16 protein-coding genes are annotated in these 15,189 nt (G+C 39.0%); 12 read left to right on the forward strand and 4 right to left on the reverse strand.

Going from position 1 to position 15,189, the window contains the following annotated elements; all coding sequences use genetic code 11:
- Positions 1 to 44: 44 nt before the first annotated feature.
- Positions 45 to 1,487 carry a S41 family peptidase gene (locus tag DKG77_RS09890; RefSeq protein WP_109662596.1) on the reverse strand — a complete coding sequence of 481 codons (1,443 nt, stop codon included), beginning with the start codon at positions 1,485 to 1,487 and terminating at the stop codon, positions 45 to 47.
- A gap of 211 nt (positions 1,488 to 1,698) precedes the next feature.
- On the opposite strand from DKG77_RS09890, the gene DKG77_RS09895 reads away from it, so the two are divergent.
- The 10 genes from DKG77_RS09895 (at position 1,699) to DKG77_RS09940 (ending at position 11,154) form a co-directional block, all read left to right on the forward strand.
- The gene (locus DKG77_RS09895) at positions 1,699 to 2,208 is read left to right on the forward strand and encodes an RNA polymerase sigma factor (protein ID WP_109662598.1); all 510 of its coding nucleotides are present in this window, start codon (positions 1,699 to 1,701) and stop codon (positions 2,206 to 2,208) included.
- Positions 2,195 to 2,614, forward strand: a complete 420-nt coding sequence (locus DKG77_RS09900; protein WP_109662600.1) for a hypothetical protein — start codon at positions 2,195 to 2,197, stop codon at positions 2,612 to 2,614. The genes DKG77_RS09895 and DKG77_RS09900 overlap by 14 nt, the downstream gene beginning before the upstream one ends.
- A gap of 10 nt (positions 2,615 to 2,624) precedes the next feature.
- Positions 2,625 to 3,167 (forward strand): DUF4252 domain-containing protein, encoded by a 543-nt coding sequence (locus DKG77_RS09905; RefSeq protein WP_109662602.1) that lies wholly within the window; start codon positions 2,625 to 2,627, stop codon positions 3,165 to 3,167.
- Positions 3,168 to 3,173: 6 nt separating this feature from the next.
- Entirely contained in the window at positions 3,174 to 3,716 is a 543-nt protein-coding gene (locus tag DKG77_RS09910; protein WP_109662604.1) for a DUF4252 domain-containing protein, read from the forward strand.
- A 104-nt stretch (positions 3,717 to 3,820) separates the two neighbouring features.
- Positions 3,821 to 4,360: a DUF4252 domain-containing protein gene (locus DKG77_RS09915; protein WP_109662605.1), complete on the forward strand. Its 540-nt coding sequence runs from the start codon at positions 3,821 to 3,823 to the stop codon at positions 4,358 to 4,360.
- A gap of 145 nt (positions 4,361 to 4,505) precedes the next feature.
- Positions 4,506 to 5,321: a mechanosensitive ion channel family protein gene (locus DKG77_RS09920; RefSeq protein ID WP_109663725.1), complete on the forward strand. Its 816-nt coding sequence runs from the start codon at positions 4,506 to 4,508 to the stop codon at positions 5,319 to 5,321.
- A gap of 379 nt (positions 5,322 to 5,700) precedes the next feature.
- On the forward strand, positions 5,701 to 6,219 hold the full coding sequence (locus DKG77_RS09925) for a Riean_0653 family protein (protein WP_109662607.1): 519 nt from the start codon (positions 5,701 to 5,703) through the stop codon (positions 6,217 to 6,219).
- Positions 6,220 to 6,309: 90 nt separating this feature from the next.
- On the forward strand, positions 6,310 to 6,828 hold the full coding sequence (locus DKG77_RS09930; RefSeq protein WP_109662609.1) for a Riean_0653 family protein: 519 nt from the start codon (positions 6,310 to 6,312) through the stop codon (positions 6,826 to 6,828).
- A 64-nt stretch (positions 6,829 to 6,892) separates the two neighbouring features.
- On the forward strand, positions 6,893 to 10,141 hold the full coding sequence (locus DKG77_RS17060; protein ID WP_207785447.1) for a hypothetical protein: 3,249 nt from the start codon (positions 6,893 to 6,895) through the stop codon (positions 10,139 to 10,141).
- Positions 10,142 to 10,434: 293 nt separating this feature from the next.
- Positions 10,435 to 11,154 carry a hypothetical protein gene (locus tag DKG77_RS09940; RefSeq protein ID WP_133248445.1) on the forward strand — a complete coding sequence of 240 codons (720 nt, stop codon included), beginning with the start codon at positions 10,435 to 10,437 and terminating at the stop codon, positions 11,152 to 11,154.
- Between the two features lie 184 nt (positions 11,155 to 11,338).
- On the opposite strand, the gene purB is transcribed toward DKG77_RS09940, so the two are convergent.
- Both purB and DKG77_RS09950 read right to left on the reverse strand, forming a co-directional pair.
- On the reverse strand, positions 11,339 to 12,682 hold the full coding sequence (gene purB, locus DKG77_RS09945; RefSeq protein WP_109662612.1) for an adenylosuccinate lyase: 1,344 nt from the start codon (positions 12,680 to 12,682) through the stop codon (positions 11,339 to 11,341).
- A gap of 46 nt (positions 12,683 to 12,728) precedes the next feature.
- Entirely contained in the window at positions 12,729 to 13,301 is a 573-nt protein-coding gene (locus DKG77_RS09950) for an adenylosuccinate lyase (RefSeq protein WP_109662613.1), read from the reverse strand.
- Between the two features lie 32 nt (positions 13,302 to 13,333).
- Here DKG77_RS09950 and DKG77_RS09955 point away from each other — a divergent pair, with 32 nt between their 5' ends.
- On the forward strand, positions 13,334 to 13,807 hold the full coding sequence (locus tag DKG77_RS09955; protein WP_109662615.1) for a heme-binding domain-containing protein: 474 nt from the start codon (positions 13,334 to 13,336) through the stop codon (positions 13,805 to 13,807).
- On the opposite strand, the gene DKG77_RS09960 is transcribed toward DKG77_RS09955, so the two are convergent.
- The gene (locus DKG77_RS09960; protein WP_109662617.1) at positions 13,770 to 14,471 is read right to left on the reverse strand and encodes an SIR2 family NAD-dependent protein deacylase; all 702 of its coding nucleotides are present in this window, start codon (positions 14,469 to 14,471) and stop codon (positions 13,770 to 13,772) included. The two genes, DKG77_RS09955 and DKG77_RS09960, sit on opposite strands and share 38 nt — an antisense overlap.
- Positions 14,472 to 14,515: 44 nt before the next feature.
- Between DKG77_RS09960 and DKG77_RS09965 the strand changes: the two genes are divergently transcribed.
- On the forward strand, positions 14,516 to 15,169 hold the full coding sequence (locus DKG77_RS09965; RefSeq protein ID WP_109662619.1) for a TrmH family RNA methyltransferase: 654 nt from the start codon (positions 14,516 to 14,518) through the stop codon (positions 15,167 to 15,169).
- Positions 15,170 to 15,189 lie beyond the last annotated feature (20 nt).

Here is a 15,189-nt window from a genome sequence, read left to right on the forward strand (position 1 = left end):
TGATTCCTACAAATAAAAAAAGCGGCTCATTAAGCCGCTTTTTTTTATTTGTAATTTAGTTTGATGGGTTTGTCCAAAAACATATTGTCTTTGCCAGGCTTTGCCATTTCTGACCCCATAAGCACTTTCCCTGTCATTTTCGGGGTAAAGCTTGCTTTAGCGGTTACCCCTGTAATCTCCTGAATGGCTCTTGCCAAAAGTGGTTCTGAAGGATTGCCCAAAACCCCTAAGTTGCCAAAATCCTCGGCAAGAAAAATATTTGGAGCCAAACCATCTGTATAATCAAAAAAGCCATCTGCATTTTCGTTCCGGCCCACCAAAGGTTGTATGGCCCAACTGTTTTCAGGATTTATTTGATTTTCCCTTTGAGCATTAAAAATGTAGTCGTTATCCGGATCGTCCACCATAGTTATGGAAAATTCATTTTTACCTCGTGTCGTTTCGCCTATATGGATAACATCAACATAGGGAGCAAGACCGTTCATGACCAACTCACTGGCAGAAGCAGAACTATTGGTGGCAATTACATATACCCTATTTAGGTTTAGCGTATTTATAGCACTACCATCATTGGTGGTCGCAGCAAAGTAATCTTCAAGCTGAGATGCGCTGAATTGCGATTGTATTTTATCATTCCATCGTTGTCTTATGTAAAGTTCATTGGTATTTGTACTGTAAACCATACTGGCCAGTAATCTAGAAGAATTCACCGATCCGCCTGGGTTATAGCGCATATCTAAAACCAAGTCGGTAACACCATCTGCAATAAATTGGCCAAAAGCATTGTTCAACTCTTCATCAAAACCACGTGTAAAACCGTTGTACATGATGTACCCAATTTTTTGGCCACTGATGTCCAATGTACTGGCAACGAGCACTGGATTTTCTGTTACCCCTTCAAATTTAGTTAAGCTAACTTCCTCCTGAGAATCGCTAATTGTGTTACCACTAATTGTTGCAAGCCCTAACACATAAGTATCGTTATCACCAAATAATAAATCTCCAAAATTAGCAGCGGTCAATTGCTGACCATCAACTCGGGTAAAAATATCGCCCCGTTGAATGTCTTTGGTTGCGGCATCCGAATTTGGAATAATGTAACGCACATAACCAAAAACATCATCTCCACTGCCAAAGCGCACTAATCCAAACTCGAGACCGTTGCTTTTAGATATTCCATTAAGGCCATTGACCAATGTGGTGTAATCCTCATTTGAGAAACTAAATCTATCTTCAGTAAATTGAATACTATTGTAAAAATCCAAAGGATCAGGGGTTGCTTCCAGGAATTCGTTGTATTGAGCATCAGAGGAGAATCTGTTGTCTGCTAAGTTGGGAACCTCACCTTGCCAGAAGTACCATAGATTCATAGCACGCCACATAAAGTTTTGTACAACAACATCAGTGGGTATATTTGCGTCATCATCACTTTTACAAGAGTTTAGTAAAATTCCAAGTCCAACAAATAGAAATAAGTATTTTTTCATAGCTAAATTTTAATAAGAGCAATCAATTATCATTCCATATAATTAGGAAAGTGTAGTAGGTTGGTGGTATGATTTTTTAAATTCTTACAATTTTGGACTACAAAATAGATACATAAGTGGAGAATTCAAATTTTTTGTAACAAAATTCGATATGTGTCGTCGTGATTATGTAGACGAACTTAAATAGTTTATAAACAACTAAGAAAACCAAATGAAACAGGCCGAATTTTTAAATGTAGTAATGCCCTTTAAGGACAAACTATATAGACTGGCTAAACGGTTGTTGGTTTCTAAGGAAGAAGCAGAGGATGCCACTCAGGAAATTTTGCTAAAACTATGGTCAAAGAATGAAACCATGGAACAGTATAAGAATGTTGAGGCCTTCGCAATGACCATGACGAAGAATTTCTGTTTGGACAGATTAAAATCCAAGCAAGCCAGTAATTTAAAGTTGGTTCATAGCAATTACAGTGATGAAAGCACTTCTTTACAACGGCAACTAGAAGCAGAAGACAGTGTTAAGTGGATGGAAAGAATTATGGATGAGCTTCCAGAACAACAAAAAATGGTATTACAACTGAGAGATGTTGAACAATACGAGTTTGAGGAGATATGTGAGTTGCTCGATATGAAACCAACAGCGGTGCGCGTAGCACTCTCTAGAGCAAGAAAAGTAGTAAGACAAGAATTAGTAAAAAAACATAGCTATGGAATTGGATAACATAGAAAAATTATTGGAAAAGTATTTTGAGGCAACTACAACAGTTGCCGAAGAAAAAGAACTGCAAACTTATTTTTCTCAAGAAAGTGTAGCAACACATCTAGAGCAATATAAACCCATGTTCAGTTATTTTTCCAACGCCAAGGAAGAACGGTATACGAAGCAGGTTCCATTAAAACCTAGAAAGAACTATTATAAATGGATTTCCGTAGCGGCCGTAGCAGTATTGACCTTTGGCATTTATTTTGGTAATGAGTATCAAGAAAGAGAAAAAGCTAAATACGCATACCAAGAAACTAAAAAGGCTTTTGAACTCTTAGCAACAAATTTTGGAAAAGGAACGGAAAAGGTTGCCTACTTGCAAGAGTTTGAAACAGCAAAACAAAAAATTTATAACAATAATTAAATCGTAAAAAATGAAAAAGTATATTTTAATATTATTAATGGCAGTACTGCCACTTACAGGGTTTTCACAGTCTTTGTTCGATAAGTACGAAGATTTGGATGATGTTACCTCTGTGGTGGTCAACAAGAGCATGTTCAACCTATTGGCAAAAATAGATGTAGAGGTGGATGATGCTGAGGCACAAGATTTTATGGATGTTGCCAGCAGTCTTAAAAGCCTAAAGGTGTTCACTACGGATAACAAACAGATTGGAGACGATATGAAGTCTTCTGTAAGCAGTTACCTAAAGTCTTCAAAAATGGAAGAACTAATGCGCGTGAAGGATAAGGATGCCAATGTAAAGTTTTATATCAAGCAAGGTAAAGATGATGACCATGTAAGCGAATTGTTAATGTTTATTACTGGTTTGAAAGATGTTGAAACGGACGGAAGAAAATTTGAAACAGTACTACTTTCCTTAACGGGAGATATTGATTTAAATAAGATCAATTCGTTGACCAACAAAATGAATTTGCCTGAGGAGTTAAACAAGGCAGGTAAAAAAGGAAACTAGAGCGCCATGAAAAAACTACTGATAATTATACTATGCGCTTGTGCTCCCTTTTTAGGAAATTCACAGTCCATATTCGATAAGTTTGAAGATTCTGATAGGATAGGATCAGTGACCATTAACAAAGGGATGTTGGACATTGTTTCTAAAATGATGGAAAATGATTCGGATCCAGAAAATCAAGAATTTGTTGAAATCGCAAGGAATATCAACAACATTAAAATATTTCTTTCTGAAGATGAAGGAGCAGCTGCAGATATGGCAACTACAATGAAACAGTATGTAAGATCATCAAAGTTGGAAGAGCTGATGAAGGTGAAAGATGGAGACACTAACCTTAAGTTTTATGTTAAGTATGGAAAGGATGATGATCATGTAGAAGAATTACTGATGTTTGCAACGGGAATTGAAGAAAAGAAGAACAAACATTCAGATTTCCATTTTGAAACGGTTTTATTGACAATGACGGGTAATATTGACCTTGCCAAGGTTGGAACATTGACCAATAAAATGAAGCTTCATAAGGGATTGAAGAAGGTGAAGAAACAATAAATTTTTGGTAGCGGTTAAGGTCCGTAAAATTTTGTAACAAATTGAGCAACAAGATGACCAATAGCTAAACACCATTAAAAGAAATCAATCAAAAAATAGAACAGATGAAGAATATTATTAAAAGCATATTGGTTGCAGGTACGATCTTACTTGCATCTTGTTCCTCTCAGCAGAGTTTACAAGAGTATTATGTGGACAACTCGGAAAATCCAAATTTTATCGCATTGGATGTTCCTGCAAGTATCTTGAAAATGGATGGAGTGGATCTATCAGACACCCAATCAAAAGCTATTGAATCATTGAAGAAGTTTAACCTCCTGGCATTTAGGAAAACGGCAGATAATGTAGCTGAATACAAGGCTGAGAAAATAAAGGTCAAAGAAATCCTTAAAGATGATGAGTTTGTAGAATTGATGAAAATTAATTCACAGTACGGAAAAGGAGTGATAAAATATTTGGGAGATGAAACTGCCATTGATGAGGTGATCATTTATGGCGATAGCAAGGACAAAGGCTTTGCCTTAGTCAGAGTTTTAGGAAAGGATATGAATCCTGCACATATAGTGCAACTAATGCAAGCTATTCAGAAGTCTGATTATAATGGAGAGGGATTAGGTGAAATTGGGGCTTTTCTAAAGGGATAACAACCAAACCATCCAAATAGTAAATCCTGAACAATCTAGGTTGTTCAGGATTTTTTTGTTTAAAACTTTTCGGTTCAGGAAATTTTGTGACCTAATTTTTATCTTAGTGTCTCAAAACAAGAACACTAACAAATCATTGAAAACTATGGAAAAAGCACAAGAGTGGATGAACTACGGATTGGAATTGGCCAAAGAGTTCGGCCCCAAATTAGTTACAGCAATTCTCATTTATATTGTAGGCTCATGGATAATCAAAAAGATTACTCGCGCCACAGGTAAAGTAATGTCCAAAAGCAAGTATGACGAATCCTTGCAACGATTCTTATTAAATCTAATTTCTTGGTCACTAAAAGTGTTTTTGATCATCATTGTAATTTCAAGACTGGGAGTGGACGTAACCACTTTTGCCGCGGTCATAGCAGCGGCTGGCTTGGCAATTGGTTTGGCACTGCAAGGCTCTCTTTCCAACTTTGCCGGTGGAGTTCTGCTCATGATTTTTAAACCCTATCGCATTGGCGACTTAATCGAAGCCCAAGGAGTTTTGGGGGTAGTAAAGGAGGTTGAAATTTTCACCACTAAGCTTACAACACCAGAAAACAAACTTGCCATAGTGCCCAACGGAGCCATGGCAAATGGGAACATTGTTAACTATACAGCCGAAGGTAGGATTCGTGTAGACACTGTGATCGGTGTTGGTTATGATGAGGACATCAAAAAAACGAAAGAAGTGTTAATGAATGTTTTAACATCCAATCCTCAAGTGTTGCAAGACCCTGCACCTTCTGTTAATGTTATGGAGTTGGCAGATAGTTCTGTAAATTTTGCCGTACGTCCGTTTTGCAAACCAGAAGATTATTGGGATGTGTATTTTGCTACGTACGAAAACTCAAAAATAGCGTTGGATGCAGCTGGAATAGAAATTCCTTATCCACATTCTGTTGAAATACACAAGGAGGGTTAGAGGAAGCAAAAAACCGGAAAACAAATTGATGCCCCAATCTTTACTTTGGGGCATTTTTTATGTAAAAAAACTGCATAAATTAGATTGAGGACTTTACCATAACAATAAAAATACTACATTTAAACATCTAAAGCCTTTAGGGATTTCTTTCAGGTTCCAACAATAAGGCCATTAATTTTCAAGCCTGCTAGTCAGATAACCTCATTGAAAATTTTTCAACCTCTCATTTTCAACCTCCTTGGGTAAGGACTTTTTTTTCTTACCTCACAGACCAGTTGGCAACCTGTTTGTTTATTTAAGAAATCATGAATGCAATTGGATAACATATAATATAATTAAGACAAATCCCCCAAATCAATAAACTTTAATCTACTTGAAAATGAGAAAATTACTGATTACCCTATGTCTATTGGCCCTACAGGCCTGTAGCAACGACGACCAACCCGTAAATCCCGTGGATGCTCTCCCGCCCATAACCCAGACCGGCGAGAACACCTTTGCTTGCCTGATCAATGGGAAACCGTTTTTTTCCAGTTCGGATAGAAGGGCTTCTTACACTTTTGCGGATGGAGCATATACATTAGGAATAAGTGGATCTAGGAGTGATGAAGGTATAATCACGACTGTTAGTCTTGTTGGATTGGATATCGAGCAAGCCGTAGAAGAAACTGAATATTTATTGAAATCTGATGTCAGTGGAAATTTTTTCGGTAGATATGCAATTTATAATCTAGGTGTAGAGGCTTATGTTACTTATGATCAAGTCCCTGGTGTACTTAAAATATCAAAGCTTAATCTAGAAGACGGGTTTATTTCAGGAACATTCGAATTTGCTGCTCAAGATGAAGAGGGCAACACCCTAAACTTTACCGATGGCCGTTTTGACCTTAAATTTTAATTAATCCCATCACCTATAACTTAAGACTAAACATTTAAAATTTTAAAAGGCAGCATACCCCCAAATCAATAAACTTTAATCTACTTGAAAATGAGAAAATTACTGATTACACTATGTCTATTGGTCCTACAGGCCTGCAGCAACGACGACCAACCCGTAAATCCCGTGGATGCTCTCCCGCTAATTACCCAAACGGGCGAGAACACCTTTGCCTGCCTGATCAATGGAAAACCATTTTTCTCAAGCAGGGATAGGAGAGCTTTCTATACGTTTGCGGATGGGGCCTATACCTTAGGGATTAGTGGTTCTAGAACTGACGATATTGGGCTTAGATCAATAAATCTTGTTGCGCTGGATATTGTAGAGGGCGTTTCAGAAGGATCTTTTCCACTGAATGCTAGGATGAGTGGTGGTTATAGTGCGGAATATTTTATTGATGGGGGTCTTACTCTTGAAACAGGAACCACCGACGAAACCCCTGGAAATTTAACAATCACCCGCTTTGATCTGGAGGAATTTATCGTGTCGGGCACTTTTGAGTTCTCGGTCAAGGACGGGGAGGACAATACCCTAAACTTTACTGACGGCCGTTTCGACCTCAAATTTTGATAATTCAAGATTCAAAACTTAAAAAAGCATACCCCAAATTTTATAAACACGTAACCTATAAAAAATGAAAACAACAAAACTATTTTTGCCCTTTCACTCTTTTATCCTTTACTTTTTTACATTCATCTACTGCCTTTCGACCCATGCCCAATTGCATTTTGATCTAGAGGTCGCCAACAAGACCAACGAGGTCTTTGGCCCTTTGGACAAAAGCAAGATTCCCCACAGCATGCTATTGGATTACGGGTACGATTTTGTGGATGTGCCCAATTACGATGGGGTGTTACGGGACAACAACTATATAGTACCCTCTGTATTCCGCGATCTATATAACAGCGTGGTCTCCATGCGTACCTCTTTGGTGGTGCCCGAACTGGTGGACCCTATTGCTCTGGAGCAGGATTGGAAGAGCATGGCCAAGTCCCATACGGCAAAGTTTGCTAAAAAACCGTTCACTGCGGCCATAACGCTCAATGGATTGTACTACCATTATTCCCGCATTCGGCCCGATGCCCTCGACGAAGGATTGATCCAGATCATTGACGGGAAAAAATACGGTGATGTGTATAAAGGGACCAATTGGCAAAACCCCTACGAAACCAAAGAGGTGTTCGCTATCACCTTGCCGCGAACCCAAATAAGTAGTTCCACCATATCCCTATTGCTGGATGATTCCGAATGGCGTACCAACCAAGCCACTTTAGTGGAGAGTTTTGCCGTCGACTTTGGGGATGGTGGCGGATTCCAACCCTTGGAATTGGGCACTACCTTAAACCATACGTTTGCCGAAGATGGTGATTATGTATGGACCTTTCGATTACAACTGACCGACAATACCTTTAGGTATTGCCGCACCCCGGTAAAGATTACGGGCAAGGCCACTCAACAGACCTTGACTGCACGAAACCCAGCTTGCATTGATGAGCCTTGGGAAGAAACCATAACCGCTTCCAAAGCCTATATGGGAGTAAAAGGGGTGGCCAAGCTGCAGATAGCACCCGCCAAAGAATGCAAAAAAATACACAAACCCTTGATTGTCGTAGAGGGTTTTGATTCAGGTTTGACCCAGAATCATCCGCTTTATGGAGACACTTATCTCAAAACCTTTTTGCAGGACGTTAATAATTCTCAGAATCAAGATTTACGAAATCTGATTACAAAGGACACCGACGAAAGTTTTGACATCATCTATGTCAATTGGGAAAACGGCACCGATTGGTTGCAGCGCAATGCCTATGCTTTGGAGGCTGTAATTGACTGGGTCAATGAAACCAAAGATGATAACGCGGAACCCAACGTCATTTTAGGGCAGAGTATGGGCGGTGTTTTGGCGCGCTATGCCCTTCGAGATATGGAGAACAATAACCAAGACCATGATACCAGTTTGTACGTTAGTCACGATGCCCCGCACCAGGGCGCCCATGTGCCCCCAGGGTTTTTGTATATGGTCAGGCATGTACTCAACGAGCTCATCACCACCCCGGCTGGTGATATTGCCGTGGCCGTGGCCAGTGGGGAGGTGCCCGTGCATGAGGCCCGGAAATTGATTGACAGACCGGCCGTAAAACAACTCTTGATCAACTGGATGGATGTTGATTACCAAATCAACAATGAGGAACATAAGGCCTGGCAAGATGAACTCAAGGCCATGGGCTATCCACAGCAGACCCGGAACATTTCGCTCAGCAACGGTAGCCACTGTGCGCAACCCTACGGACTTGAACCCGGTCAAACCTTGTTTAGGCTCCATGGTACAGGTTCCACCCGGCCCTTTACGGATGTGATTACGTTCATTACAAAAACAGGATGGATAATTGGCGCTGCCTTAGGGGACATCCCCGCATTGTTGATTGGTTTTTTGCCAGGAAATTCCAAACTCAAGACCGATTTTCAGGTATGGGCCTTTCCAGGTGGGGAAGAAGACTGGTTGTACAAAGGCTGGATCCAATACGAGAAAAAGCTGCTTTGGGTGGCTCCTTTAATGCGGACCATCACCAATCGCACCTTTTCCATAGCTGATGATAACCTATTATTGGATGATTTTCCGGGCGGGGCCATGCCGTTTATTGGCACTATTGATGAATTTAACGAATATGAAAGCAATATTTTGGCAACTTTTAACCTGAACTTGGAAGTCACTCCAGATATCAACTTCATACCAGTTACCAGTGCCTTGGATGTGGGGAGTAACAACATCCCGCTGACCGAAGAAGACTATCTGCAGATTTATACTACCGAAAACCCACCGCCCCAAGAATTGGCCATACCTTTTGATAATTTCACCACTACTTTTGATATTTCTGGGAGCAATGCGCCACACATATCCTTCAATCGAACCAATGGTGATTGGTTGGCCAAGGAGCTAAATGCTGCCGGCACTTCGTTTGATTGCACTTTTTTGTGTGGCCCTGCGGAGGTAATAGAGGGCAACGAACTGCTCTGCCAGGAAGAACTGTATTATGTGGAGGTGCCTGGAGGAGTGCAAGTACAATGGAGCTCCAGTAATCCCGATGCTGCATTTCCCACCGATCCGAACAGTCCAGCAACTTTTTTCACCACACCCCCTAATACCTATAGCCAACCGGTGACCATTACCGCGACGATAATTTCGGAAAGTTGCGGAGGTGAACCCGTGGTGTTGGAAAAGGTTTTGCAAGTGGGAAAACCTTCCCAGCCTTCTGATTTGTTTGGTCCGGAAGTAGTGTTAACGGGTGCGCTTGTAAGTTACTTTGGAGGTCCAGCCATAGGGGCGGATAGTTACCAGTGGTGGTTGCCGCACCCTTTTGAAAAAGTAGATCAGTTTGATCTTTTTGGTGACAATTGGCAGGTAAAGGAAACTGCTACGAATTACGAAAGTGTTCAAGTGTTTACTGGCTATGCACAAAACGAAGGATATGTACAGCTTATGGGTGTTAATAAATGTGGCGTAGGTCCAGCAAGATTGCTATATGTAGAGCATGCAGGAGGAGGAAATGGTGGTGGTGGAATACCATTGCAACCTGATACCGATTTGGATGTCCTTTCACCAAACGACGAAAACGGGGACGGATTGCTCCTTTATCCTAACATTGCTTCAGATGAAGTGAATATAATTATAGATAATTCCATGTCAATTCATGAAAAGCAACCTGAAGGAATCACTAGTGTTACCCTGTATGCACAAATTCAGCCTATTCAAAAGAAAAGATTGACCTATGAGTATCCAGGGGTAAAATCAGTAATTCTGGATGTTAGTGATTTGACTCCAGGATACTACACCGTAGCTATTGAAACGACAACGAGCCTAGCTAGTAAAATTTTGATTGTTGAGTAACCCTTAAAAACTATAAAGTCAAATTCAATTCATTTCGATGGTGTTGAGATAGCTATAGGCACGATAAGGAAATCCAAAAAATGGATTTTTCGACTGCGCTCGAACTTACGTCTCTAAAAAAAAGCACCTTCAAGGTGCTTTTTTAATGATACCATGTATTAAATGGCGTATTCGTTCTTTCAAAAGTGCTACCTATCCATTCTATCTGGATTTTTACGATAAAATTCCCGAACTTCACTTATCGGTCGATATAGTCCATATAAACGGACCATATCTTAATCGTTAGGCACAATATGAACAAAACTTTGCGACAAATATTATCAATTGGAATTTTGACATTATTTCTGACTCAAATCGGATTTAGTCAAACGATTGACAAATTTGTCGACTCGACAATCAAAGTTGATAGCCTAAATGTTCCGACGGATTTTAAACAACCTTACTTTCCGAAAGAAATGTTTCCTGAAGTTAGCACAGATTGGATTAAAGAAAATGACTCAACTTATTCAATCAAAACAAAAGTTATCGAAGGAACTTACGACGAGTTCGTTGCGAACTGGTATTCGAAACATCTTCACGCAATGGAAGAACCTTTGTTATTTAATAGAAAAATTGACAAAGAAATTTATCGCTTTACTTGGTTAAGGACTTTTGACAAACCAATGACTTTTAGAATCGAAAAGAAAAATGATAGATTCATTCTTTATTGGAAAGTTCTAAATGGTGCTGGTGGATATGAACCTGGAGAAATAGAAATTGAGCGACTGAAAATACTAACAGAAAAAGATTGGACTGAATTTACACAACTTATCATAGAAGCAGATTTTTGGAATATGGATTTGGGTCGTAACTCAATTGGAACAGATGGTTCTGAATGGATTATGGAAGGTGTAAATCAAACGGATTATAGAGTTGTAAGTGTTTGGTCACCGAGCAAAGGGAATTTTTATAACGCTTGCAATTATCTAATTTCCTTAACGAATTTAAAAATATCGGAAAAGGACAAATATTAAAAATACTGTGCCTAACACCGTATAAAATTAATTGCTAGTACAAGCCTATTTACGAAAATCCTCGCGGATTTTCTATTCGGTTTGTATTTGCAAAATTACGTGCTAAACCACGCAACTAATCTTATACAAAACCGATAAGTGCAATGCCAAATTCTTACACCTCTGTTAATGTAAAAAATGAGAACTAAACCCCAGTATAATTTGCCGGAGTTATTTTTTTGAGCTCATCCTTGATACTGCCAGAAACTTCTAGCGTATCAATAAAATTGGCAATGGAGTTTTGGGTAATTTTTTCATTGGTGCGGGTAAGACCTTTTAGGGCCTCATAAGGGTTAGGGTAGCCCTCTCTCCTTAATATGGTCTGTATGGCCTCAGCAACCACCGCCCAATTGTTTTCTAAATCCTGTTCAAACTTCTCTGCGTTCAGCACTAGTTTGTTCAATCCTTTTAATGTAGACAAGAAAGCTACCTGTGTATGCCCAAAAGGAACACCTACATTTCTAAGCACGGTACTGTCAGTCAAATCTCGTTGTAATCTAGAAACAGGGAGTTTGGCGGATAAATGCTCAAAAAGTGCATTGGCAAGCCCTAAGTTTCCTTCAGAATTTTCAAAATCAATAGGATTCACTTTGTGGGGCATAGCAGAAGAACCTACTTCCCCTTTTTTAATCTTTTGCTTAAAATAGTCCATGGAGATATAAGTCCACATATCTCTATTCAAGTCAATAAAAATGGTGTTGATTCGCTTTAAACAATCGAACAGTGCTGCCATATGGTCATAATGTTCAATTTGGGTAGTGGGAAAAGAGTGGTACAACCCCAATTTCTCTTGAACAAACTGTTGGCCAAAAGCCTTCCAATCTGTAGTTGGATAGGCAACCTTGTGAGCGTTATAATTTCCAGTGGCTCCTCCAAATTTGGAAGCACTTGGAATATCGTTCAATAAATTAAACTGTTCTTTTAATCGCTCTACAAAGACATCAATTTCTTTACCTAGTCGAGTAGGGGAGGCAGGTTGCCCGTGGGTTCTTGCAAGCATGGGAATATTTGCCCATTCTTCAGCCAATGTCTTTAGCTTTTCAAAAACTTCAAAGTAGAGTGGAACATAAACATCGTTCATGGCCTCTTTAATGGAGAGAGGAATAGCTGTGTTGTTAATATCTTGGGATGTTAGCCCAAAATGAATGAACTCCTTATATTTTTCTAGACCTAAAGCATCAAACTTTTGTTTTATAAAATACTCAACGGCCTTTACATCATGATTGGTGGTCTTTTCAATTTCTTTGATGGCCAAAGCATCTTCCGCTGAAAAATCAAGATATATTTTCTGTAAATCAGGGAACATGGCGCTATTAAAATCTGCCAATTGAGGAAGTGGAATTTCGCAGAGCGCAATAAAATATTCAATCTCTACCTGAACTCGGTATTTTATAAGGGCTTCTTCAGAAAAATAATTTCCTAAGGCTTCAGTTTTATTGCGATATCTGCCATCAATTGGAGAAATGGCGTTGAGTTGGTTTAGAGACATTGACCGAGTTTTTGAAAGCAGCAAAGATACTTATTAGTTAAGGAGTTTAAAAACCAAGTTTCTTAAGATTTTCCAAGGTTTTTCTGCACCTAAATTTATACCCGGCGGTACCTTCATGGGCAGTTTGTTCCAAGATTAATTTTAGTTCTGGATGTACCCAATCGAATTTCATACCTAGGTAATACAAACTGGTCATGGCAAATACTTTGGCAGCTACTTTATGTTCGCCAATAAGCCAATCAAAGCAAACTGTCATGACTCTTTCCAATTGCTCTTCTGTAATATGCTCTCTAAAAGAGATATCCTTTTTTTTGAAATAGGCTTCCATTGTCAATTCGCAAATATGAGCCATAGGACGAATGTTGGATTCGGAAGTAAGCTCTTTTAATCCCAATGTGAATGTTTCAAAATGGGGCACTAGATATATCAGTTTTTTTCGCATGACATTGTCAAACACCCAACTGGCATTGAATGAATCCGTTTTGTCTTGTGCAAAAACCTCAATTAGCAAAGGCTCCGTTAATTCTGGATGCCTGGCTAGTTGAGGTACAAGTTGGTTTATCTTTTCTTTAGAAAGTCGACCAGAATTTAGTATTGTGTACAATTGTTTTTTGGTCACAAAATCATATTTTTACTAAAATACCTTGGTAGATGAAAATAGTAAAAAAAATAGCAGTTGCCTTGTTAATTATTTTTGTTGCAATGCAATTTTATAGGCCAGAAAAAAATATGGCTGAGGGTGATTATGTTGCTGCCTTTGAGGCAGAAACTAAACCAAGTCCGGCCGTGCAACAAATTTTAGAGACTACCTGTTATGATTGTCATAGTGCCAACACGGTATATCCTTGGTACAATAACATAGCTCCGGTTTCTTATTGGTTGTATGATCATATTGAAGAAGGTAAAGAGCATTTAAATTTTTCTGATTGGAATAACTACTCAGTTAAAAAAAAGGACCACAAATTAGAGGAATTGGTGGAAGAAGTGGATGAGGGAGAGATGCCATTGAATGAATACACCTGGACCCACAAAGAGGCTAATTTGACCGCAGATCAGAAAAAATTATTGATGGATTGGGCCAAAACCTCTAGGTCTCTTTACCAAGTAGCTGATCAACCAGAGTAGGAACACCCTCTGTTGCAGTTTTAGAGATTACAGTTAGGTTTTCAAAACTTGATTTATCCACACTTGGCTTTGGGTCAACAAAGTAAATGGGTGCCTCTCTAGTTACAAAATTGATTAGACTTGCTGCCGGGTACACTTGCATGGAAGTTCCTATTATAATTAAAGTTTTTGCCTGCTGGGTAATGTGGATAGCCGTTTCTAGCATAGGAACCATTTCTCCGAACCAAACAATATGAGGGCGCAACTGAAACCCATTTTCATCCAAATCTCCCAAAATCAAATCCCTTTTCCAATCAAGAACATTATTTTCGTTTTGTGTGCTTCTAACTTTAAACAATTCCCCATGTAAATGAACCACATGAGAACTTCCGGCTTGTTCATGCAGATTGTCCACATTTTGGGTGATGATACTTACATCGTATTTTTTTTCTAGTGCAACCAAGGATTCATGCCCTGTGTTTGGTAATACTTCCAAAAGCTGTCTGCGTCTTTGATTATAAAAATCTAGTACTAGCTCGGGGTTTCTCTCAAAACCTTGCGGAGATGCAACTTCCATAACATCATGGCCTTCCCACAACCCGTTGGAGTCCCTAAACGTTTTTAACCCACTCTCAGCACTTATACCAGCACCGGTAAGAACAACTATTTTTTCTTTTTGACTCATAAGTACTAAAAATAAGAAATTCATTTTTCGTTATATTGTCGTATATGTTTAATGATGATTTGTTGACATATCTTCAAAGTTTCCTTACAGAAGATAGGAAACAACGGTTTCTTGATGTATTGCGGAAGAGGACCAAATACCTTACGGTAGCTATTGAAGATGTATACCAATTGCACAATACTAGCGCGGTCATTAGAAGCTGTGATGCCTTTGGTATCCAAGAAATACATGTAGTGGAAGATCGATTTGAAAAGCGTTTGGACAAGAACATTGCCATGGGAGCTGAACAATGGGTAGATGTGAACAGATATCAAACCACAACAGAATGTATTGCTGCACTTAAAGATATGGGGTATCAAATTGTGGCAACTACCCCGCATAATGATTCTAGATTTCTTTCTCAATTTGAATTGAACACAAAGACAGCTCTTTTTTTTGGAACTGAAAAAGAAGGGTTGAGTAAAGAAGTTATGCAAAAAGCCGATGGATTTCTTAAAATTCCAATGGTTGGATTCTCCGAAAGTCTCAATATTTCTGTTTCAGCTGCTATCATTATTCAGAAGTTGACACAAGAACTAAGAATTTCTGATATTGAATGGCAGTTATCTGATATTGAGATGCTTGAAAAGCAATTGGATTGGACTAAAAAATCTATAAAAGATGTGGAAAGTATAATAAACAGATACCTTTTAAAATGAAGATTTTGTATTTTAGAGCA

The sequence above is a fragment of the Flagellimonas aquimarina genome (assembly GCF_003149745.1).
GTDB classification, from domain to species: Bacteria; Bacteroidota; Bacteroidia; order Flavobacteriales; family Flavobacteriaceae; genus Flagellimonas; species Flagellimonas aquimarina.